The organism is Sphaerospermopsis torques-reginae ITEP-024, from assembly GCF_019598945.1.
Classification (GTDB): Bacteria; Cyanobacteriota; Cyanobacteriia; order Cyanobacteriales; family Nostocaceae; genus Sphaerospermopsis.
This window is the reverse complement of the sequence record NZ_CP080598.1, coordinates 739,074-761,472: the sequence shown is the minus strand read 5'-3', so window position 1 is coordinate 761,472 and position 22,399 is coordinate 739,074. Positions and strand designations below refer to the sequence as shown.

At 36.5% G+C, this 22,399-nt stretch carries 24 protein-coding genes; 11 read left to right on the top strand and 13 right to left on the bottom strand.

Going from position 1 to position 22,399, the window contains the following annotated elements; genetic code table 11:
* From fldA to K2F26_RS03525, 5 genes are all read left to right on the top strand, one after another.
* Positions 1-513 carry a flavodoxin FldA gene (fldA, locus tag K2F26_RS03545; protein ID WP_220610378.1) on the top strand — a complete coding sequence of 171 codons (513 nt, stop codon included), beginning with the start codon at positions 1-3 and terminating at the stop codon, positions 511-513.
* A gap of 230 nt (positions 514-743) precedes the next feature.
* Positions 744-1,496: an alpha/beta fold hydrolase gene (locus tag K2F26_RS03540; RefSeq protein ID WP_220610377.1), complete on the top strand. Its 753-nt coding sequence runs from the start codon at positions 744-746 to the stop codon at positions 1,494-1,496.
* 206 nt (positions 1,497-1,702) lie between these two features.
* Complete coding sequence (locus K2F26_RS03535; RefSeq protein ID WP_194055229.1) at positions 1,703-1,948, top strand: DUF7219 family protein; 246 nt, start codon at positions 1,703-1,705, stop codon at positions 1,946-1,948.
* A gap of 155 nt (positions 1,949-2,103) precedes the next feature.
* Positions 2,104-2,886, top strand: coding sequence for an HAD family hydrolase (locus K2F26_RS03530; RefSeq protein WP_220610376.1), 783 nt, complete (start codon positions 2,104-2,106; stop codon positions 2,884-2,886).
* Between the two features lie 165 nt (positions 2,887-3,051).
* Positions 3,052-4,227 (top strand): DNA double-strand break repair nuclease NurA, encoded by a 1,176-nt coding sequence (locus tag K2F26_RS03525; protein ID WP_220610375.1) that lies wholly within the window; start codon positions 3,052-3,054, stop codon positions 4,225-4,227.
* A 199-nt stretch (positions 4,228-4,426) separates the two neighbouring features.
* Here K2F26_RS03525 and ychF read toward each other — a convergent pair whose 3' ends face one another.
* The 5 genes from ychF to K2F26_RS03500 form a co-directional block, all read right to left on the bottom strand.
* Positions 4,427-5,518: a redox-regulated ATPase YchF gene (gene ychF / locus K2F26_RS03520; protein WP_220610374.1), complete on the bottom strand. Its 1,092-nt coding sequence runs from the start codon at positions 5,516-5,518 to the stop codon at positions 4,427-4,429.
* Positions 5,519-5,557: 39 nt separating this feature from the next.
* The gene (locus K2F26_RS24570; RefSeq protein ID WP_246605590.1) at positions 5,558-5,758 is read right to left on the bottom strand and encodes a hypothetical protein; all 201 of its coding nucleotides are present in this window, start codon (positions 5,756-5,758) and stop codon (positions 5,558-5,560) included.
* Positions 5,759-5,841: 83 nt separating this feature from the next.
* Positions 5,842-6,159 (bottom strand): hypothetical protein, encoded by a 318-nt coding sequence (locus K2F26_RS03510; protein WP_220610372.1) that lies wholly within the window; start codon positions 6,157-6,159, stop codon positions 5,842-5,844.
* Between the two features lie 37 nt (positions 6,160-6,196).
* Positions 6,197-6,838, bottom strand: coding sequence for a HEPN domain-containing protein (locus K2F26_RS03505; protein ID WP_220610371.1), 642 nt, complete (start codon positions 6,836-6,838; stop codon positions 6,197-6,199).
* A gap of 17 nt (positions 6,839-6,855) precedes the next feature.
* Complete coding sequence (locus K2F26_RS03500; protein ID WP_220610370.1) at positions 6,856-8,097, bottom strand: DUF262 domain-containing protein; 1,242 nt, start codon at positions 8,095-8,097, stop codon at positions 6,856-6,858.
* A 96-nt stretch (positions 8,098-8,193) separates the two neighbouring features.
* Here K2F26_RS03500 and K2F26_RS03495 point away from each other — a divergent pair, with 96 nt between their 5' ends.
* Positions 8,194-9,660: an aminotransferase class I/II-fold pyridoxal phosphate-dependent enzyme gene (locus K2F26_RS03495; RefSeq protein ID WP_220610369.1), complete on the top strand. Its 1,467-nt coding sequence runs from the start codon at positions 8,194-8,196 to the stop codon at positions 9,658-9,660.
* Between the two features lie 121 nt (positions 9,661-9,781).
* On the opposite strand, the gene trpC is transcribed toward K2F26_RS03495, so the two are convergent.
* Positions 9,782-10,657 (bottom strand): indole-3-glycerol phosphate synthase TrpC, encoded by an 876-nt coding sequence (gene trpC / locus K2F26_RS03490; RefSeq protein WP_220610368.1) that lies wholly within the window; start codon positions 10,655-10,657, stop codon positions 9,782-9,784.
* Between the two features lie 259 nt (positions 10,658-10,916).
* Positions 10,917-11,198, bottom strand: coding sequence for a HetP family heterocyst commitment protein (locus K2F26_RS03485; protein ID WP_220610367.1), 282 nt, complete (start codon positions 11,196-11,198; stop codon positions 10,917-10,919).
* 1,099 nt (positions 11,199-12,297) lie between these two features.
* On the opposite strand from K2F26_RS03485, the gene K2F26_RS03480 reads away from it, so the two are divergent.
* Entirely contained in the window at positions 12,298-13,590 is a 1,293-nt protein-coding gene (locus K2F26_RS03480) for a PAS domain-containing sensor histidine kinase (protein WP_220610366.1), read from the top strand.
* A 212-nt stretch (positions 13,591-13,802) separates the two neighbouring features.
* Entirely contained in the window at positions 13,803-14,678 is an 876-nt protein-coding gene (locus tag K2F26_RS03475) for a response regulator transcription factor (RefSeq protein ID WP_220610365.1), read from the top strand.
* A gap of 21 nt (positions 14,679-14,699) precedes the next feature.
* On the opposite strand, the gene K2F26_RS03470 is transcribed toward K2F26_RS03475, so the two are convergent.
* The 3 genes from K2F26_RS03470 to rsmA all read right to left on the bottom strand — a co-directional run bounded on the left by K2F26_RS03470 (position 14,700) and on the right by rsmA (position 16,986).
* Positions 14,700-15,023: a DUF3082 domain-containing protein gene (locus K2F26_RS03470; RefSeq protein WP_220610364.1), complete on the bottom strand. Its 324-nt coding sequence runs from the start codon at positions 15,021-15,023 to the stop codon at positions 14,700-14,702.
* A 101-nt stretch (positions 15,024-15,124) separates the two neighbouring features.
* Positions 15,125-16,072 (bottom strand): 4-(cytidine 5'-diphospho)-2-C-methyl-D-erythritol kinase, encoded by a 948-nt coding sequence (ispE, locus tag K2F26_RS03465; protein ID WP_220610363.1) that lies wholly within the window; start codon positions 16,070-16,072, stop codon positions 15,125-15,127.
* Between the two features lie 77 nt (positions 16,073-16,149).
* Positions 16,150-16,986, bottom strand: a complete 837-nt coding sequence (rsmA, locus tag K2F26_RS03460) for a 16S rRNA (adenine(1518)-N(6)/adenine(1519)-N(6))-dimethyltransferase RsmA (RefSeq protein ID WP_220610362.1) — start codon at positions 16,984-16,986, stop codon at positions 16,150-16,152.
* Between the two features lie 529 nt (positions 16,987-17,515).
* On the opposite strand from rsmA, the gene K2F26_RS03455 reads away from it, so the two are divergent.
* From K2F26_RS03455 to K2F26_RS03450, 3 genes are all read left to right on the top strand, one after another.
* The gene (locus K2F26_RS03455; protein ID WP_220610361.1) at positions 17,516-18,073 is read left to right on the top strand and encodes a GerMN domain-containing protein; all 558 of its coding nucleotides are present in this window, start codon (positions 17,516-17,518) and stop codon (positions 18,071-18,073) included.
* Positions 18,074-18,311: 238 nt separating this feature from the next.
* Positions 18,312-18,434 (top strand): DUF8629 family protein, encoded by a 123-nt coding sequence (locus K2F26_RS25520; RefSeq protein ID WP_096572821.1) that lies wholly within the window; start codon positions 18,312-18,314, stop codon positions 18,432-18,434.
* 27 nt (positions 18,435-18,461) lie between these two features.
* Positions 18,462-20,153, top strand: coding sequence for an MBL fold metallo-hydrolase (locus tag K2F26_RS03450; RefSeq protein ID WP_220610360.1), 1,692 nt, complete (start codon positions 18,462-18,464; stop codon positions 20,151-20,153).
* A gap of 141 nt (positions 20,154-20,294) precedes the next feature.
* Here the strand turns inward: K2F26_RS03450 and K2F26_RS03445 are convergent, their stop codons facing one another.
* From K2F26_RS03445 to K2F26_RS03435, 3 genes are all read right to left on the bottom strand, one after another.
* The gene (locus tag K2F26_RS03445) at positions 20,295-20,606 is read right to left on the bottom strand and encodes a DUF6679 family protein (protein ID WP_096571619.1); all 312 of its coding nucleotides are present in this window, start codon (positions 20,604-20,606) and stop codon (positions 20,295-20,297) included.
* A gap of 222 nt (positions 20,607-20,828) precedes the next feature.
* Positions 20,829-20,981 (bottom strand): hypothetical protein, encoded by a 153-nt coding sequence (locus K2F26_RS03440; protein ID WP_220612031.1) that lies wholly within the window; start codon positions 20,979-20,981, stop codon positions 20,829-20,831.
* A gap of 623 nt (positions 20,982-21,604) precedes the next feature.
* On the bottom strand, positions 21,605-22,393 hold the full coding sequence (locus K2F26_RS03435; protein WP_220610359.1) for a Nif3-like dinuclear metal center hexameric protein: 789 nt from the start codon (positions 22,391-22,393) through the stop codon (positions 21,605-21,607).
* Positions 22,394-22,399: the final 6 nt, after the last annotated feature.

Below are 22,399 nucleotides of genomic sequence, written 5' to 3'. Positions count from 1 at the left end.
ATGTCGAAAAAAATTGGTTTGTTTTACGGTACTCAAACAGGTAACACTGAATCTGCTGCGGAAATAATTCGGGATGAGTTTGGTGATGATGTAGTGACTATCCAGGATATTTCCCAAGCTGATGCTGCTGATTTTGATGATTATCAATGCCTGATTATTGGTTGTCCTACTTGGAATATTGGCGAACTTCAAAGTGATTGGGAGGGCTTTTTACCGGAATTGGATACTATCAATTTCTCAGGAAAATTAGTTGCCTATTTCGGTACTGGTGATCAGATTGGTTATGCGGATAATTTTCAGGATGCAATGGGTATTTTAGAAGAAAAAATTTCTGAGCTTGGTGGTAAAACTGTGGGTTATTGGACAAAGGATGGTTATGATTTTAATGAATCTAAGGCTGTGAAAAATGGTAAGTTTGTCGGTTTGGCATTGGATGAAGATAACCAGTCTGATTTAACTGATGAACGTATTAAGGCTTGGGTGACTCAGTTAAAAACTGAATTTGGTTTGTAGAAGATTCGTAAGCATTCAGCCATCAGCCGTCAGCTATCAGCAAGAGGTTGAAAAACCTATCTATTTATAGATTAAAGCTGATTACTGATTACTGATAGCTAAATACTTATGAAGATTCTGTTTGTAATTATTCACCTGTCAGTTGTCGCTTAATCATGGTGTGGGTATTTTACTCATCTCTTTACCTACACCTTCTTTTCTATCCTCTATCCTATTCTATGAGCATATTTATGTCTGATATTGTTGATGTTTTGTGGTTAAGTTCTAGCCCGGCTTTGACAAGGTTTGATCAACCGTTATTAAAATACTTATCTAAGTATATGACGGTGGCTCAATGGGAGTACCATACTCAAAAAGATGAAGGTAGTTCTATAGATGAAGCTGTGAATTTGCTCAATAAATTTTTGACAGATAAAAATGATTCTGTTCATTTAGCTGGTCATGGTGCTGGTGGTGCGTTGGCTTTAATTTTTGCTCGTCGTTATCCCGAAAAAGTGCGATCGCTCACTTTATTAGCAGTGGCCGCTCAACCTGCACATACTTGGCACACTCACTATTATGTCCAAAGAGAAATGTTTCCTATCAGTCGTGAACAAATATTAGCAAATACAGTCCGCCATCTCTTTGGAAAACAACCTCATCACACGACTAAAAAGTTAATGACAGCCTTAGATAAAGATTTGGATCAAACTCCATTATCACACTCTTTATTTAAGTTAGTTGATTTACCAAAAGGAGGTGTTTCTATGCCGATGATGGTCTGTGGTAGCAATAATGATCATGTTGTTGATCCATCGACTTTACAGGAATGGTCAAAATATTTAAAACCTGAAGATCATCTCTGGCAATACCCGAAAGGACATCATTTTTTTCATTATTTCTATCCTCAACCAGTTGGGGAACAAATATTAATTTTTTGGCAACTTTACCATCTACAATCTATGTTGTTAACTCAATCTATCTCCCCAAGGTTAGCAAAATAACTGAATCGTAAATTGTGAATGTTTGCTCAACATCAGCTAGTCATATTTTCAGCCTGCGGTTAATAGCATTTAACTGTGGGCATTTTCTTAAAGCAGGAGGCAGAAGGCAGGGGGGAAAACCTTCTCCTTGTCTAAGTTTTCAGACATCCTCTCAATATCTAGCATCTTAATGTAAAAATTTGTTACCTTATCCTGCATAAATCCCTATGAATACTAACTCTGATTTCCTCTGTGAATTATGTGATTTTTTGTATCCTCGTCATCCCTATCATGGTCAGTTAAAGGAAGAATATTTATTATTCAATGGACATCTGCAAGAGTTTTCACAACGAGTCAACTACATTTGTAATTTACAAACTGGTGGTAAAATTTCTCCAGAGGAAGCTTACAAACAAATACATTTGCTTTGGAAGCAATTAAAACGGAATAAGAAACAAATTCAATTTGATTAATTAAGATTTGTTAAATTTGCGTTAGGTCTAGTTAGCAGGAGGTAGAAAGTTTTAATGTAAAAAGCTGACGGATAACTGTTCGCTATTGATAACTGATACAGAAAATTATTGCCAATTCAGGTAAGCTGAAAACAGCAGTTTTTCACCTCAAAACAATGACAGTAAATAGTCCTACAATTTTAGCCTTAGACTTTGATGGAGTGATTTGCGATGGACTAATTGAATATTTTGAGGTAGCATGGCGTACCTATTGTCAAATTTGGACATCTGCTAACGATACACCACCAGATGATTTAGCTTTAAGATTTTATCGTTTACGTCCTGTAATTGAAACTGGTTGGGAAATGCCTGTTTTAATTAAAGCTTTAATTAATGGTTTTTCTGATGATAAAATTTTACAAGATTGGGTAAATATTACCCCAGCAATTTTAACAGCAGATCATCTAGAAGCTAAAGAAATTATGAAAAAACTAGATGGTTTGCGGGATAAATGGATAGAGACAGATTTAGATGGTTGGTTAAGTTTGCATAAATTCTATCCGGGAGTGATAGAAAAATTAAAGATAACTCTTGCAAGTGGAGTAAAACTATATATTGTAACCACTAAAGAAGGGCGTTTTGTTAAGCAATTGTTACAACAAGAAGGTGTTAATTTACCAGATACAGCGATTTTTGGTAAGGAAGTAAAACGCCCAAAATACCAGACTTTGCGAGAATTAATTGCAAAAGCTGAGAGTAAACCCGTGCGTTTATGGTTTGTGGAAGATAGACTCAAAACCTTAGAGTTAGTTAAACAGCAATCTGATTTAAAGGATGTGCAACTATTTTTAGCAGATTGGGGTTATAATACTCAACCAGAACGGGAAGCAGGACAAAATGATAATCGGATTCGGGTAATTTCACTGGATCAATTTTCTCAAGATTTTTCTCATTGGTAAATATTAGTTATCAGGTGACAGGTGACAGGTGACAGGTGACAGGTGACAGTAAGAAGATAATAGTAGTTCAGAAGTCAGGAGTAAAAATAAATATCACCAATCACCAATCACCAATCACCAATCACCAATCACCAATCACCAATCACCAATCACTAATCACCAATTATGCTAGATTTAACAAAAATAGCGGGACAAATGCAAGGTTTAAGTCAGCATCTTTCCGCAGAAGTTGCTGAAAGTAACCGCCGTTTAGAGTTAGCAAAAGAACATTTAAAACAAGCTTGTAAATGTCAACAAGAGTTAATGAAACGTCAAGAAAAATGGCGCGATCGCATTCTTTTTGCTAATGCTACACCCATCGAACCTTTAGAAACTTGTATTGATATTCCTGTACCTCCTAAAGTTCATACTGTTATCGCTACTGATGGTTCACAAATTGCCCCTAACCATCATGAAATTGCCTATTGTTACTTATTAAATATTGGCAGAGTTGTTTTACATTATGGTCAAAATAAACACCCACTTTTAGATAGTTTACCAGAAGTATTTTATAAGCCAGAAGATTTATATATCGCTCGTCAGTGGGGTTTAAGAACCGAAGAATGGATGAGTAACCGCCGCACAGCTTCGGAAATTACGGTATTATCTGAACTAGCTTGTAGTGTAAAAACCGAGATTCCCGCTTTAGCAATGGTAGATGGTTCGTTAATATACTGGTTTTTAGATCAATTACCGATGGATGCACGCGATCGCATTTTACCCCCGATTTTGGAAGCATGGAAACAATTACACAAAGCTGAAATACCCATCATTGGTTATCTTAGCGCCGCCCGTAACCTGGAATCTACAAACTTTTTACGCTTGTTAGCTTGTCCCTACCCTGTCCCTGACTGTATCAGTTATTGCCCTGATCAACTAGATCATGTACCATGTAAAAAATTTGAAAACTTACGAGACACAACTTTATGGACAACCCAACTAAAACCAGGACAAAGAGGACCCTTATGGCGCAGTAATAACAGGATTTTACAACTTTATGAAGAACAAACAATTTATTTTTGTTATGTTCACGTAGGTACGGAAATTTCCCGGATCGAGTTTCCTGCTTGGGTAGCAAATAATTCTCAAATGTTAGATCAAGCATTAGGCTTAATGTTAGCACAAGTACAAAAAGGATACGGTTATCCTGTGGCAATTGCGGAAGCGCATAATCAAGCTGTAGTTCGAGGTGGCGATAGAAACCATTTTTTTGCGCTTTTAGAAAGAGAAATGATTAAAGCTGGTATAAAAAATATTGGTATTTCTTACAAAGAAGCGAGAAAACGAGGCAGTATTGCGTAAAATAATTGATAATTGATAATTGATAATTGATAATTGATAATTGATAATTGATAATTGATAATTGATAATTGATAATTGATAATGCGTAATTTTAATTTTGAAGATTGAGATCCCCGACTTCTTTTATTATTCTATTTTGAGAAGTCAGGGATCTGAATTTCATCTGTCACCTGTCACCTGTCACCTATCACCTCTTTACCTAAACATTAAATCGGAATAACATTACATCCCCTTCTTTAACAATATATTCCTTTCCTTCACTTCTTACTAACCCTTTTTCCTTTGCAGCATTCATTGAACCATGAGTGACTAAATCATCATAAGCAACGGTTTCTGCACGAATAAAACCCCGTTCAAAATCAGAGTGAATCACACCTGCTGCTTGAGGTGCAGACATTCCAGCATTAATAGTCCAAGCACGGGTTTCTTTCGGACCAGAAGTGAAATATGTCCGCAAACCTAATAGAGTATAAGTAGCACGAATTAAAGATTTTAAACCGCCTTCTTTTACACCTAAAGATTCCAGAAAATCGGCTTTATCTTCTTCTGGCAATTCTACTAATTCCGCTTCCACTTGTGCAGAAACAATCACAACTTGAGCATTTTCTTGTGATGCAACTTCTCGCACTTTTTCCACAAATTTATTACCCGTTGCTAAGTCATCTTCAGAAACATTAGCAGCATAAATAATGGGTTTATTTGTAAGTAGTCCTAAGCCTTTAATAATGGCGGCTTCTTCTTCATTTAAACTGACTTGACGGACTGATTTACCTTCATTTAAAGCTGCTGCTAATTTTTCCAAAACAGTAATTTCAAATTGTGCATCTTTACTGGTGCGTGCTTGTTTACGGGTGCGTTCAATGCGTCTTTCAATTTGCGCTAAATCTGATAAACCCAGTTCTAAATTAATAGTTTCAATATCTCGCACTGGGTCCACAGAACCGGCAACATGAATGATATCATCATTTTCAAAACAACGCACAACATGAACTATGGCATCAACTTCGCGGATGTGGGATAAAAATTGATTTCCCAAACCTTCACCTTGACTTGCACCTTTTACCAAACCAGCAATATCCACAAATTCCACACGCGCAGGTATAATTTGTTCAGAATTGGCAAGTTTGGCGAGAACATTTAACCGGTCATCCGGTACTGCGACAACGCCGACATTCGGTTCAATGGTACAAAAAGGAAAGTTAGCAGCTTCAGCTTTAGCATTAGCGACTACAGCGTTAAATAAGGTTGATTTTCCGACGTTGGGAAGTCCGACTATTCCGGCTCTTAGCATTTTAGATTTCTAGATGTTGAATTGCAATTATAGAATAATTCAAACAGGTTTCGGGATGGTTTGGGGAATTGGTCCTGGTACTGTTTGCGGTATGGGTTGGGGTATGGGTTGGGGAATAGGTCCGGGAACTGGTTCGGGAACTGGTTCTGGGAACGCAGGAGGAATGTTTGGTTGTGGGGGTGGTTCGGGTTTTGGTAGGGTTTGGGGTTCGGGTATGGAAATGGCACAGGGATAAGTCATAGTCATTTTGGCATGATGGGACTTTCCCAAGCTAGATGATACCTTAATTTATTGGCATCTTCCTAAATGGTTATACTCAAATTTTAAGGATCAAGATTTTCCCACAATTCTAATAACCCAACTGTCCCAACAAAAAATGTATAAATTGCATATTTAATGGGGTTATGATTTTGAGCAGGTGCATAAAAAGCGGCGATGATTCCTTCAACAAAATGCGCTGATAGGGCAATGTGAGCAAGGATTAAAACAGGATTTAATATATTTGGTAATTGGTTGTTAGTTGTGATTGTTTCGATGTTCCATATTTCTAATCCCATTCCCGCAGTAATTAAGGGTATGGAGATGAATTTGATACCGATGAATAGTGTTTGCTTGATAGATTTGATGTCTTTGAATATCATTTTTCCTGTTTTTTTTCTAGTGATTACATTTTACATTTTACTGCATTAAAGTATTAATTAATTCATCAATTTTTAAAAGATCTTGAGTAATTTGCAGTACCGTATTTAGTTCAGTTGCCGGATCTGGTAATTGAACAGTCATGTATGATGTAGCTGATGTATGTGCAACAATCCCTCTTTCTTTACCAAATGTATCCATAATAGCAAGCCACGCTGGATCTAAATCATCACTATCTATCCCTATGGGTAATAATAATGCCAAAATATTGGCTTCTTTGACTCCATGATTATTATCAATAACCCACTTAAAACTTTTGATTGCTGAATCTATTTTTTTACTTAACTTGATTTTATCTAATGAAACCTTTTTATTTCCTTTAGTTGGTGTCAGTGTTTCAGGAGGTATTTCCATCATTTGACCAGAGAATGCTAATAAACTTATTAAAGTTAAACGAGTTTCACCTGAGTTATCCCAAGCTTTTTTAGCATCTTGAGCAACTTCCCAAGCTCTATCTTCCAAGTAAGATTCAATTTCAGCATGAGCTAAAACTCTATATGCCAGAGTTCTCGCTAACTGTCTATCAGAATATAAACCGATAGGACTAATTTTAGGTAGAAATTGCTTTTTTAACCTATTTAACTCCCTGGTTAAAATCCTAAATCTAGCAGATTTTGGCATAATATTATATAAATACCCTACCTCAACCCGTTAAAAATTATCCGATTATCAACAAGTTCAGGTAGGTTAAAATCTACATCTAAAACTGTTAATAGACTTTCACCCCACAATCTCAAACGATTGTAAGTTTCTCGAATGTTCTTGGTTGTTCCTTCAACACCTTCTCTAAATCTGTTGTTTGATGAACATATTTTTTTAAAAGCCTCCTGAACTTTATCTTTATTTCGTTCAGCAGATTGCCTTATGATTTCGTCTGAAAAATAAAACACCATCACATCTAAAATTGCTCTATTAAAGTTTCTTCTATATTTCTTGTCGCTGCTTAACCACATACGAGAAAAGTTTTTTTCTCCAAATATATTAACAGTTGTTTCGACTGCTTCCTCGAATTGATTAACTGCATTTTCAACATCATCATGTATTTTTTCCCAATCTTTATTAAGATTTTCACAAGTCATATCAAGAAATGCTTTGAGATTTCCACGATATTCAGATATAAAATAATGAAATCCTATGTAACGTAATAGTAATTCAACATCTCGCATCCGAAAATCAGGATTTGGTGATCTGAATATTTTTTTAAGAGCCTGACTTTTAATTGATTGATCATCTAAGAAATTAATAAACGAACCAGGATGCAATGCTTGTCTAAGTTCTTGTGCGGATAAAGGTGTACTTTGTACATTCAAACGCAGAAAAATCTTATAAAGGAAATTTTCACTTTTTATATTTCGCAGAACTATAGTACGGATAGTCTGGTTATCAAGATCATCAACATCTCTACTCAAAAACAAATCACTTCTTAAATCTTCATATTTTTGTCCAATTAGATCACGTCTAAACTCTAAATTTTTTAAAGCAAAAGCATTATTTGGAGTATCTTCACTTCTACCATAAAATTGAAGAATAGTTAACAATCTTTGTTTACCATCAAGAACGATAAATTTACCTTTTTCTTTTGGCTTAACAGCTAATACTATTTGTGGTACTGGAAATCCAAGTATTAGTGATTCGATAAATCTACTTTTACGAGTTATATCCCAAGCATCTCGTCTTTGAAATCTTGGAGTTAATTGGATATTATCCCGAACAAGTTGATCAAGTATTGTTGCTGTTGTCCAATCACTACCAGAAACAACTATTTCTTTAATTTGCTTTAATTCAGGAATTAAGTTACTCTGAGATTCAGGCTCAATTTCCTGATCTTCTTCTTCCTCAAAAAAAGTTACTTCTTCTTCTGTTGTAAATTTAGTCTGCATAGAGTTTAATCAGAACCTAATATAGTCTATTAATTAATTATATGCGATAATTGATCACTTTTTACCTTGAAACTTAAACGCTAAATTAACCCAAAAATGCTCAACCAAAACCAAACCCCCCTCATTGATGCTCTCAAAACTTCCATCTCCCGTCCCCATGCACCATTTTACACCCCTGGACACAAACGCGGTGCAGGAATTTCCCCAATTTTAACCGATTTAATCGGTAAAGATGTCTTCCGTGCTGATTTAACAGAATTAGCCGAATTAGATAATTTATTCACTCCTGAAAGCGCAATTTTAGCCGCACAAGAATTAGCCGCAGCAGCTTTTGGTGCGGAAAAAACCTATTTTTTAGTTAATGGTTCTACCTGTGGCATTGAAGCCGCAATTATCGCTACTTGCGGAGTAAATGATAAAATAATTATGCCCAGAAATGTCCATTTTTCTGTGATTTCTGCTTTAATTCTTTCTGGTGCAATTCCTATTTTTATCAATCCTGAATATGATGAAAATTTAGATATTGCCCATAGTATTAAACCGGAAGATTTAAAAGCAACTTTAGCTCAACATCCTGATGCTAAAGCTGTGTTAATGGTTTACCCAACTTATTACGGTGTGTGTGGAGATTTAAAAAGTATTGCCCAAATTACCCATCAATATAATATTCCTTTAATTGTAGATGAAGCACATGGCGCACATTTTCATTTTCATCCACATTTACCCACATCAGCTTTAACCGCAGGTGCAGATTTAACAATACAATCTATTCATAAAACATTGGGTGCAATGACTCAAGCATCAATGTTACATATTCAAGGAAATAGAATTAATATTGATAGATTAAATAAAGCATTACAATTAGTTCAATCTACAAGTCCAAGTTTTATTCTTTTAGCTTCTCTTGATGCTGCACGTCAACAAATGGCAGTTAATGGGGAAATTTTGATGTTTCAAACTTTGCAGTTAGCGGAAATTGCAAGAATTGAAATTAGTAAAATTCCAGGTTTATCAGTTTTAGAGATACCCCCAACCCCCCTTAAAAATGGGGGCTTTTTTGAGTTGGATAAAACCCGGTTAACTGTAAATGTTGCTAACTTAGAAATAACAGGTTTTGATGCTGAAGATATGCTCAATGAAATGGGTGTAACTCCAGAATTTTCATCCTTACAAAATCTCACTTTTATTATTAGCTTAGGTAACAATAAATCAGATATTGGTGAATTAGTACAAGGGTTTAAAAAATTAACTCAGATACCACAATTGACAAGTCGGTACAAAATATGTAAATATAGTAACGATGCTATAATTGACCATGTTTTCTGCATTTCGCCTCGTGAGGCTTTTTTTGCTGATAGTGAAACCCTACCTTTAGAGAAAACAGTAAATAGAATTTGTGCAGAAAATATATGTCCATATCCCCCAGGAATACCGATATTAATGCCTGGGGAATTAATTACAAAAACAGCTTTAGAGTATCTCCAAAAAATTCAGTCTTCAGGGGGATTTATTAGCGGTTGTGTTGATTCAAATTTGCAAACTGTAAAAGTAGTGAAAGTCTAGATTTCATCAATTAAATCATTCAGCAGTCAGGAGTTACTTATTTTAGATTTTGGATTTTGGATTATTTTTGTCAATTCCAATCTAAAATCTAAAATCTAAAATTTTCTTTCGCAGTCACCTATTAAACTCCTTTTTTCACTAAGTCTTTATAGATTGGAATTTTGGATTTAAATAAACTACTGACAGCAGTTTCTAAATCTTCTTGTTTGAGTAAAGAATCTCCCATCAAAACTGCATTCACACCTGCATCTGACATCAGAGATAAATCAGCAGAACTTTCAATTCCCGATTCACTGACAACCAAAATACCTAAGTTTTGTAAATGTGTTCTCCTAGCTGCCATTAATTGCTGAGTAGTGCCAATATTAACACTAAAATCTTCTAAACTGCGGTTGTTAATGCTGATAATGCGGACATCTTCTAACTTGATCACCCGATCTAATTCACTCAAATTGTGAACTTCAACTACAGCATTCATCCCCAAATAGTGAATCACCCGCAAAAAGTTATTAATCTGTTGATCTGTAAGAATAGCAGCAATTAATAAAATTGCATCCGCACCTGCTGCACGTGCTAAATAAATTTGACAAGGATCAAGAATAAAATCTTTGCACAACAAAGGTAATGTTATGCGATGTCGAATAATCCGCAGATGATCAAAACCACCATGAAAAAACTTTTGATCAGTCATAACAGATATACAAGTTGCTCCACTACGTTCATAGGATTTAGCTATGGACAAAGGATCAAAATCTTGTGTAGCGACATCTTGATTAGGGAATGTTTTTTTAACCTCTGCGATCAAACTAGGTTTATAAACACTCTGTTGCAAAGCAGTAAAGAAATCTCTAACAGTAGGAGCAGCAGTTAATTGACGTTGCAAAGACGCGAGAGACATTTCTTGTTGCATTTGTGCAACTTCTAGCTTTTTCTGCCATACAATCTCTCTGAGTATGGGTTGCAGAGAACTATTAGACATAGAAATTGGGTAAATCATGATGAGAATGAATTAATAATTATTAGTTAACAGTTAAGAAATTCCCTACTGCGTTTTTATCCTAGTAACTTATGCCCAATCTATCTGGGACAAGACAGAATTTTTCAATCTTAATCTTTGGGTTATGAGATGGGAAACGATTATCAACGATTATCAATAGAATGTGCAAATATGTGGGTTTACCAAACATATCTAATACCTGAAAACACTTCTAGTAAACCCACACCTAGCTTCATTTTTGGGATTAATTAGAGTTTGATTAGAAATGAATCCAACTGGATTTGAGGTTAAACATTTCTACCTCTTTTTTAGTAGCAGTTTGCTCTTGTCCAGAGCCACCAAGTAGGCAATTATTTTTGAGCAATCTGATATATGTACGGTAGGGTATATAGTCAATAGGGTTGTGTCCAGAAAAACGCAACAGCAGCACACAAGCCCAGGAATACTTGCCAGCTATAATTGCCTTGACTATTTGTTCTACTTGTTCAGTATTAATTTTCCTATTAATTTGTCTATTATAATCAGCAACGTTTTGACTCATGGTATGCACTCCTATTTGTGAATGAAATTCAATCAATAGCTTGGCAGCTTTTCCTCATATTTCAAAAATCTCAGCACACTTGAAGTAGTAGTAGTAGATCATGCTGAGACAAACACCTGCTGATGAAAAATTTATAAACATATATCAAGGGTTTTCTCTGTTTTGATGCGCATTGGGGAGCAGATTGAACCAGCTAGAGTAACTGCTGGTTTAAGAGATATATAGCTAAAACCACCAATACAGATTCAACCTCTTGCAGAAGTTATCTCTTTCATTAAGCCTACTCAAAGTTTCACACCGGATAAATGAACTATTTTTTGATCGATTTGTCTATTTTTTCGCTCTTGCATTTTTTTGATGATCCTTCACTCTGATAGCTTGTATTTCTAAGGATGATTTTTGACGATGGAATCAGTATTTTATATTTTGTATACCTCAACACATTCTTAATTTACAATTTATATGTCTTTGGTAAGAGGTTTCGTTACTTACAGGTTTTTTCTACAGAAATTTCTTCCATAGGAAGGATGACTTGGCGTATTTAGATATAGTTAAATCCTTCCTATGGTAAATTTATTACATTCTTAGATAATGTTCCCAATTGAGCAAATTTCTGAAACTTAACGCAGACAGAAGAGGCTGTTTCTGTCATGGGGATTTATACCCGGCTGCAAAAACTTTGCAAGAAGTCCGGTTTTCCAGCCGATTTTTCGATAATCTAGGTAAAATCCATATCTATTACATTTGATATGAAAGTTTTTTATAGTTTCCAGAATGTAGTCTTATCAGTAGACTCTCAAATTTTTAACAAATTTTGTGGGGGAGTTAACTAAAAATATTACCTGGGATTCTTTTAAAGTTCAAAATTGAAATTATGGTATTTTATTTTCACCAAAAAAATACTTAATTTAGGAATAACTGACACTTATATATGCAACAAAATTGAAATGATGATTTCTTTATTGTTAAGATTAGAACTAAATTCAATCGGACTGACAAATTCATAGCATCATCAATGTTTATGAATTTTGAAGTTTGATTGAACTATTGACTTAATACCATCCATACTATTAACTAAGACTCTGGAGTAAATAGTGATATGATTTCTGGGGATTCCGGGTTAGCAAAAGTCAACTCAAAATGGAATTTACAGCCAAGCTTGGAGTTGAAAATTGCAGATTTTCTCATTAATCAAACTATAGAGGCTGCTTTTTGTTTAGGAGAAACCGCGCAGTTTCTTTATGTCAACAATGTACAACAGGAAGGTAATAACATTCAACCTCAACATATTGATAACTTACTGCAACTCAGAGAGTCTAGATTTTGCACCTTACTAGAAGCTACAAAGGCTGGTATTTTCCTAATTCAAGGTAGAAAAATTTACTATGTCAATTCTGCGGCGGAATTACTCACCGGTTATACAAAAAAGGAACTATTAGCAGACTTTGATTTTAACCAACTTATCAAAAGTCGCACATCTAAACCTCCAGAAACAACTAACTTGGAATTTGAATATCAGGAGATAAATATTATTACCAAAGATGGTAAAGAACGATGGTTAGATGTTGCCATGACTCGCTTTGATGGAGGGGTAGATTTTGATGGTCAAGAAGTTGAAGTCCTTACGGCTACTGATATCACAGATTATAAATTTGCACAATTGGAATTGCATCAGGCTTTAGAACAAGCACAAGAAATCAGTAAAATTCGAGCTAATCTTGTGGGTATACTCTGCCATGAATTTCGGACACCACTCAATGTTATTTCATTTTCCAATAGCTTACTCAAACGACATATAGATAAATGGGAAACAGACAAGAAATTAATATTTATTGAACACATTCAAACAGCAGTTGAACAAATCAATCAGGTATTAGATAATATTTTATTATTATCTAAAGCAGAATCAGCGCAAATTATAGTTGAGCCGCAAAAGGTTAATATTGTGAAATTTTGTCAAGATTTAATTACACAAATGGTAATCATTGATAGTAATAAATATATTAATTTTCAGAGTAAAGGCAACTGTTTAGACGTATGGATTGACCAAAAAATACTGAAACCAATTTTGAATAACTTGCTAGACAATGCAATTAAATATTCTCCCCCTAGTAGTGTGGTGGACTTAACTGTTTCCTGTCACCAAGAAAAAATACAGTTTCAGGTTAAAGATAAAGGTATTGGTATTCCCGAAATAGACCAACAAAGACTTTTTGAACCGTTTTATCGAGGTAGCAATGTTGATAATACTTCGGGAACAGGACTAGGCTTATCAATTGTCAAAAATCTAGTTGATTTATATGGAGGTCAAATCACAATGGTTAGTCAAGTGGGTGTCGGTACTACATTTACCTTAGTTCTACCATCAGTTCCCATATTTCCCATTTCATAGAAAAAAGGGCAAGAGTCTTTTGCAGGATGAATTACAGCAGCTTTCAGCTATCAGCAGTCAGCTATCAGCTTGGAAATCCTTTTGGTGTCAGGCTTTGTGATGTAAATTTGTACTTCATTTACGTCGAAACTGCTGTGTCAATTATCAATTATCAATTATCAATTATCAATTGCTATTAATCATTCTCTCTGACAACTTTTATTGGTTTCAAAATGATACGCGAATCGTCGAAAACAATTCTTGTAATTGAAGATGATGCTATTACCCGCAATCTCTTCTTAGACAGTCTTGAGGCTGAAGGTTTTGTTACGATAGGAGCAGAAAATGGTCAAGTTGGTATTCGGCAAGCAGAAGAAAATTTACCTGATTTGGTAATTTGTGATCTGCTCATGCCAGTTATGGATGGTTACAGTGTTTTAACTCAGCTACGTCAAAATCCTCTCACAGCAATTATTCCTTTTATTTTTCTCACAGCAAGTAATTCTAAGGCTTCTATGAGAACAGGAATGGAGTTGGGAGCAGATGATTATTTAAGTAAACCTGCTACTGTCGATGAGTTGCTAAAAGCAATTTCTATTCGATTAGAAAAACAATCTTTGCTCAGATCCTGGTATAGTCAGAACTCTCATCAAGTTTCGCCAAAAGTTTCAGAACTTCCAGCTACATTAGGAAATTCAGAGTTAATCTTCCCTAAGATTTCCCACCTGCAAAAAGTTTTTGACTATATTGAGGCTCATTATCACCAAGGTATTACTTTATCAGATGTTGCGGAAGCTGTTGGCTATTCTCCAGCTTATTTAACTAACCAAGTATCCAAACAAACGGGAAAAAGTGTTAATACTTGGATAGTTAAACGTCGTATGGCCGAAGCGTGTTCTTTACTAAAAAGTACGAATTTGACAATTGAAGAAATTGCTACCAAAATAGGCTATCAAAATTCTTGTCATTTTTCTCGCCAGTTTAGTCACCATCACAAATTATCGCCGACTCTTTGGAGAAAACAAAATCAATTACTTCAGGTTTCCGCATCTGCAAACCTCAAATTTCTCAAATCTCGTTCTCAATTAACAAACCCTGTTTCTTGTTAATATCAGAATAATGGACAATTGTCAATTTTTAGAGGTTGTAAACTGTTGGATTAATAATTGTATAGCCAAGGCTAACAAACCCAAGGCTACTATACCAAATATCCCCGTTCCCAAAGCCACCACACCCACCACTAAAGTACGAACAGCGGAGGCGATATTGAGGACAATTTGGTTATCAGAATGAATAGGTTTATTAGCAAAAGTGGTAGCGATCGCTATCATTAAAGAATACATCGCAAATGCCATTCCTCCCGAAATTGTCGCCCCAGTTATACACCTTAATGGTGTTGGTGGAACTTGTCCGGGAGTCTCTTTTTCTTTTTCTTTAACTTTGGGTTCGTTCATAATTTGCTCATTGGTAATTGGTAATTGGTAATCGGTAATTGGTAGTTGTTAAAAACTCTTAACTGTCACCTGTCACCTGTCACCTGTTCCCTGTTCCCTGTTTACTTTAATATCTGAATCCCATTGCCAATTGTCTGAGTTACAAACAATTCTAAATCCTCATCAGGAATTGCTTCTCTGATCCTTTCCTTAACTATTTCTGCTTGTGCTTTTGATTGCACAATGGCAAATACAGAAGGTCCAGAACCTGACATCATTGTGCCTAAAACTCCTTCTTGAGCAGCAAATAATTCTCGCAATTGTAATACTTGAGAATAAGAAGGTAATACCACTTTTTCTAAATCATTGTGCATTTTGTTGGCGATTTCTGCTGCATCTTTATTGACGATAGCTTTGACAATTTCTGCCGAATGCACTGCACTAGCACGAGCCGCTAAATCTTCAGTATTTGTCATATAGGTACTACCAAATACTTGCCGATAGGTTTTATAAGCCCAAGCTGTGGAAACTTCCAAACTGCGATATTTAGCTAATACTATATATATGTGATCTAAACTAGGTAAAGGAGAAAGTTTTTCACCTCTACCAGTAGCAATTACTGTTCCCCCAGAAATACAAAATGGCACATCTGAACCGAGTTGTGCGCCTAATTCTTCTAATTCTGATTGAGTTAATCCCAAATTCCACATCAAATCTATACCCACTAACACCGCTGCTGCATTTGTCGAACCTCCAGCTAAACCCGCAGCAACAGGAATGTTTTTTTTCACAGTAATATCAATCCCACCAAAATTACTAAAAGCATCAGGAAATTTCTTGGCCATTAGTGCAGCGGCTCGGTATGCTAAATTACTGTTATCTGTAGGTACTTGGGGATGATTACAATAAACGCGAATCGCTTCTGTACTTGCAGCGTGTAAATCAATTTGATCTGCAAGGTCAATGCTTTGGAGTATCATGGCTAACTCATGATATCCATCAGGGCGATCGCCGATGATTTCTAAATATAAGTTAATTTTCGCAGGTGCAATTAAGCTATAAGAACGCATATAAGTGGTAATTGGTAATTGGTAATTGGTAATTGGTAATTAGGTTATTAACCTCCCCCTGCTCCCTACCCCCCTGCTTATTCACTGTCACCTGTCACCTGTTCACTGTTCACTGAATTTACCAGTGATACCCATTGTGTAACGCTGAGGTCTTCGGCGCGAGATTGGGGATTAATATTTAATTGTTCCAGTAATTGGGTCAAGCGATCGCGCTCAATTACCGATTGCAAGTTATTTCTTAACATTTTCCGCTTTGCCCCAAACCCTAATTTAACCAGATTTTCCAACTTTTTGGGGTCATTAGCGGTAATTTCTCTCTGTCGGGGGACTAAGCGCACCACAGCAGAATCAACTTTTGGTGGTGGATAAAATGCACCAGCGGGAACTGTACAAATCAACTCACAATCTGCCAAATACTGCACCCGCACCGACAACGCTCCAAAAGTTCTTGAACCTGGTTTAGCATATAATCTTTCTGCTACTTCTTTCTGAATCAGTAACACAATAGAATCATAAGGTTCAGGATTGGGGTTAGCAATAGTACCCAGTAACTTTTCAATAATTGGACCTGTAATATTATAGGGAATATTGGCAACAACTTTATTTTGCTTTTGAAACTTAGGAAAAGCTGTTAATTGAGAAGCTACATCAAGAGTGAGAAAATCCCCTTGCAGCAGTAAAAAATTTTCTCTTTCACCTAGTTGTTTTACCAGTAATTTACACAAATCTCTATCAATCTCAACAGCAACCAAAGAATAAACTAAAGGTAATAAACGCTTAGTTAAAATTCCTGTACCCGGACCAATTTCCAAAATCCTATCATCTTCTTGACAGTCGGCTGCTTTAACAATAGCGTTAAGAGCCTTTTCACTTTTTAACCAATGTTGAGCAAATTGTTTGCGCGGTTGTACCATTTATATAAATTTCTCCATAATTAATAAAAATGTAAGTCTTCAGCTATAGTGATCCGATTTGATTCATGAATTGTTCGTGGAGGCAGGGAACAGGGAACACTTCGACAAGCTCAGTGCATCGCAGGGAACAGGGAACAGGAAAGAAGGCTTTCAGTATGTACTGAGTTCTGTTCAAAAATCAAATAGGAGTCCTATATCAGTAATCAGTAATCAGCTTTGAGATGTAAGTAGACTAGCTGCCAATAAAATTATAATTTTACTAGATACATAGGCTTTAAGCAGAGAAATTTACAGGCTGAGATTTGTGTTTTTTATGAGTTTTGCTGATAGCTGATAGCTGACGGCTGAATGCTTACATAAAAATAAAAATTTCCGCTAATAGTCCCAGATTTGCTTTTAGAGTTAATGTATCTATCTGAGAACTTGCAGAAACCTCTTACTTAGTTTTGTAACTATATTTTCTATATAGACAAATTAGTAAGATTAGTCTAGTTAATCCAGCCCCAAAACATTACTTATGAACACTAATATGAACACTAAGATAAAATATATTTTACCCGTAATTTTATTAGCAGTTGGCACCGGCATCAGCAGTTGTACTTCTAGCGATATTTCTGATAATACAACTTCAACACCAACACCAAACAATACAGTTTCCCCAACTCCCCAAAATTCTCCAACATCTCAACCATTTTCCAACCAACCCTCTCCAGATGCAACTTCTAAAGCTGTTTTTGGTAAAACTACTCAAGTTACCCTATACACAAGTGATGCTCAATGTCAAGATTATGTTTCTAAACAAACTTCAGTATCAGCCGACGAACCAGTTAACGAAGCTGTAGGCAAAATCTTACAGGAACGGGATACAGCAGATTTCAGCATAGTCGGATATCGTGTTAATGTTGATAATGGAGTTGCAACAATTGATTTACGAATTGATCCTTATTCCAAGCGGCAAATAGTTTCTCTTTCTAGCTGTGAACAGTTCGCTTTATTTGGAAGTCTCCGTAAAACCCTCACCAGTAACCCCCAATGGAACATCAAAGATGTCCGTTTTACAGAACGAGGTCAGGAAGTTGTATTTTAAGGTGACAGGTGACTGGTGACTGGGTAATCAATTTTATGTTTCCCAATTACCAATTACCAATTATCAATTACCAATTACCAATTACCAATCACCAATCACCAATCACCAATCACCAATCACCAATTACCAATTACCAATTACCAATTACCAACTAAAGTAAAGATTTTCTAGCGATTCTGCCCAAATAGATAATCACACTATTACTATAAAAATTAGTTTCATCAACGAGGGTAAACCGATGGATGTTAAGCTGATTTTAGTAGGATTCACTGTTATCTTTACCTTTGCGTGCTTATTTTTCGGTACAAAAAATGGCTTTTATGATTCAGACAACTATCATGGCAACGGTTCTGCACATTAATCTGCACATTAACCAGAGTTAGAGCGCATGAGGGATGATCTATCCGTATCGTCTCGTCCTGATCCTGGGGATGCAGCTAATGAATTAGAATGTCTGCCCTATAGTGTTCAGCATGAAGATGAAGGTGTCTGTCTATTAATACGCATGGGTCCCCACCGCATTTTGTTAGATTGCGGTTTGGGGGATATTTCATCTCTGACAAGAGAAATAACTAAATCAGCACAAAAGGGTAGTTCACCATTACCAGCAGATTTAGTTTTGGTTAGTCATGCTCACCCAGATCATGCTAGGGGTTTGCTGGCACTAAATCAAGCTTTTCCTCTGTTACCTATTTATGCTAGTGAGGTGACTAGCAAGTTATTACCGTTAAATTGGCCGAAAGAAACACCGGAAGAAATTCCTTCCTTTTGTCAGGCGTTACCTTTGCGATCGCCTATAGAAATACAAGAAAATTTAGTTGTGGAATTATTTCCCGCAGGTCATCTTCCCGGTGCTGTGGCTATTCTTCTCACCTACCACACCCCGCACCGTGATTATAAACTACTGTACACAGGAGATTTTTTCCTCTCCAATTCTCGCCTAGTAGATGGGTTGCGCTTAGAAGAGTTAAGAGGTTTACATTTAGATGTTCTGTTAATTGAAGGCAGTTATGGAACATCCCGTCATCCCCACCGCCGCAACCAAGAAAATCAACTAGCGGAAAGAATTAACCGCGCCATAGCTGATCACTGTTCTATTATTTTACCCACCCCGGCTTTAGGCTTAGGTCAAGAATTGTTGATGTTGTTACGTTCTCATCATCATTTTACTGGCCGAGATTTAGATATTTGGGTTGATGGTAATGTAGCTGCTGGTTGTGATGCTTATTTAGAACTTTTACCCCATCTTCCCGCGTCAGTTCAGAATTTTGCCCGTCATCAACCTTTATTTTGGGATGAAAGGGTACGTCCCCGTGTGCGACGCTTAAAAGTAGAAGATTTGACTACTTTAGGCAGTTCACCTTGTATTGTCCTCACTGACTCCACAGCGGATTTAAGTAAATATTGTCAACCCAACACAGGACCCTGGCTCATTCTCCTGCCAGAAAAAATAGATATCAAAGTTAATCCAGAATATCCCGCAGCAACCACCATAGAAAGCTATCTTTTGGCTCAACATAGTGATGGACCAGGAACAACTCAATTAATTCATAATTTACGACCCCAGCACGTGGTTTTTATCCACGGTTCTCCTGCTTACTTAGCTGACCTAACCAGTTTAGACGAGTTACAAAATCGTTATCATCTTCATTCCCCAGCAGCGGGAATTTTGGTAGAATTGCCCATTGGTGAAACATTTTTACAACCTTCCGCCCCAGAAACTAATTATGAAGGGGAGTTAACGGAATTAGAAACAGTCATTACAATCACCCTACCAGAAGCAATTACAGAGGATTCGCGTTGGCAGCAATTTGCGGATACTGGTTTAATAGAAGCCCGTTGGCAAGGGGAAGAACTGGTATTAAGAGGGTTGTCTCAACGAGAACTACTGAATCAAAACAGCTTAGATGCAGCCCGTAGTAAGCACCCCTATACCTGGTCAGATTTAGAGTGTTGTGGTACGTGCAAATACCAGAGGGGGCAACGGTGTTGGAATCCCGCAGCCCCATTGTATAACTTTAAAGTTACCCTGGAAGGTTATTGTCCTGCCTTTGAACGTTTATCTGATCTAGAATCCTGAATAGGAGTTAGGATTGCTGGATTTTGGATTTTGGATTGTGTTTGAATTACTTGCAATCCAAAATCCAAAATCTAAAATCTAAAATCTAAAATTTTCTTTCCCTAGTCCCTAAATGGTAATTTTTGGGTAGACAAAGAGTTATTAGTCGGGATTCAAGTCAGTAAAACGGTTACGGATACGTTCCGATTCAGGACAATCTTCAGTCATGAGAGGTTCTACATTACCCCGTGGTACGGAAGCTAATTTTTGCGTTACCGAGCCAATGCTTTCTAGGCGAACCATCTCTTCCCAAGAACAAACTTCGTCTTCTTCGTCTGTTTCATAGCGTAGAGTCACTAGATCACCCTCTATATCTATAATGCGGGCCCGCTCTATCCAGCGTTGCTGATCCCGCAAAAAAACACATACCTCCCGCCCGTCGCAACACAGTTGATAAATCTTGCGGTGTAGCATGTACTACTTCTGCCTTTTTAAACAACGTAGTTAAACTTGTGAAAATCTGGGTTTTACCCCGGTTAGAAATGCCTTAAAGAGTTCAATTTCATGCTTGGTGAAGTATTGTGTCTAGTAACCCAATCTCACAACGACTCGGTGGTGGTAGTCAATATAAGGAATTTTTGGGTTATAAACCAATGGTTACTCCTGGAGTTGAACTCAATCTCTTTTGAGGCAATGCTAGATCATTTCTACTTCATAGAAGTTAAACATTTCTGGATTTTTCCTAACCTGGTGAATACTTGGTGGTGTTTCCTTATTACCATCCTGTAATAAATTGTACTGCAAAATAAGCGTTAATTGCGGTTGTTTTAGTTGCCTACTTGTAGTCATTGGCATTTCTAGGAAGTCTGGTGACTCGGATGTACTTTTAACCCTAATGTATTTGATCTTAACTCATTCTCAGACTTAACTTCATGGTTTTAAACAACAATCACCCAAGAGTTTTCAGTTTTGATCTGTAGCATGAGGTGTAATACGGGCATTTTGCTTGTCAGTGGCGCAAATATGGCGATATTTCAGGATTAGGAATTTTTTTTGCTGGCAATTTTTTCTTGGTGATATTCATAAATTAGCAAAATTTATTACTCGTTATTAATTCGCTGAGTTTTTACAAATTTCAATTTAGGTACATCCATCAATAAAAATATAATGATGATTATTTGTATATTAAGCTTTAATAATTCAATCTAGGTTTTACTGAATAAACCGAAAACTTACAGGACTTACGCAAAACAGAACCACAGTAGGGGAAAAGTTGTTACCTCAATCACGATTAAAAAACAGAAATCCTTTATAATTAAAGGCTTTTATCTACGCACTGAAAAATGTTAAGTTTCAAAAAATACAATTATTCAAATTTCGTCAATAATGTTGTAAGTATGGAATTATACAATGAGGATTGTATGAAGGAAGGAAAACTTAGTATCTAAAATGACAACTTAAAAAATCTTTGCTCACGGTAAAAATTGGCGGAAATCTTCATCCTGTTGACTTAACTGCACCCAATTTAAATTTAGTGATTGGAATTTTTGTACCAAGCGATCGCACGCTGGGCGTTCAGTGGCATAATGTCCAGCATCAATTAAAATTAATCCTTGATCTCTACTTTCTTGGAATTGATGAAATTTACAATCAGCGGTGAGATAGGCTTGGGCTTTGGTTTTCACGACTGCGGAAATAAAACCTGCTCCCGATCCGCCCAAAACAGCAACTCGTGAAATTTGCTGTTGTAAATTCGCTGCGGGGGAAAAAATCAATTTTGGGGGATAAAGTTGAGTTTGAATTGTAGAGAGTAATTCTTGCAATGTTAAAGCTGGTTCTAACATTCCTACCCTTCCATATCCTAAACCAGATTGGGTGGGAACTATGGGAGATACCGCTTGCAAGTGTAACATTTGTGCCAAGACATCCGCCGTGCCATCATTTACCTGGTCGAAATTTGTGTGGGCGCTGTAGATACCGATATTGTGAGTAAAAGCTAACCTTACCATTTCTGCTAGTGCTTCCCCACTGCGTAGAGATTTGGGGGGATTAAAAATCAGGGGATGATGGGCAAAAATCAGATTAGCGTTGAGAGCGATCGCTTCTGCCATCACTGCTAAAGTCGGAGTTAAACACACTAATACCCGTGCTTCTTCCTCTAACACACCAGGCTCAATTTGCCAGCCACAATTATCCCAGCTTTCACACCAAGCGGGATTTGCCCATTCTTCAAACCAGGTGATTAAATCAGTAATTTTCATTAGATA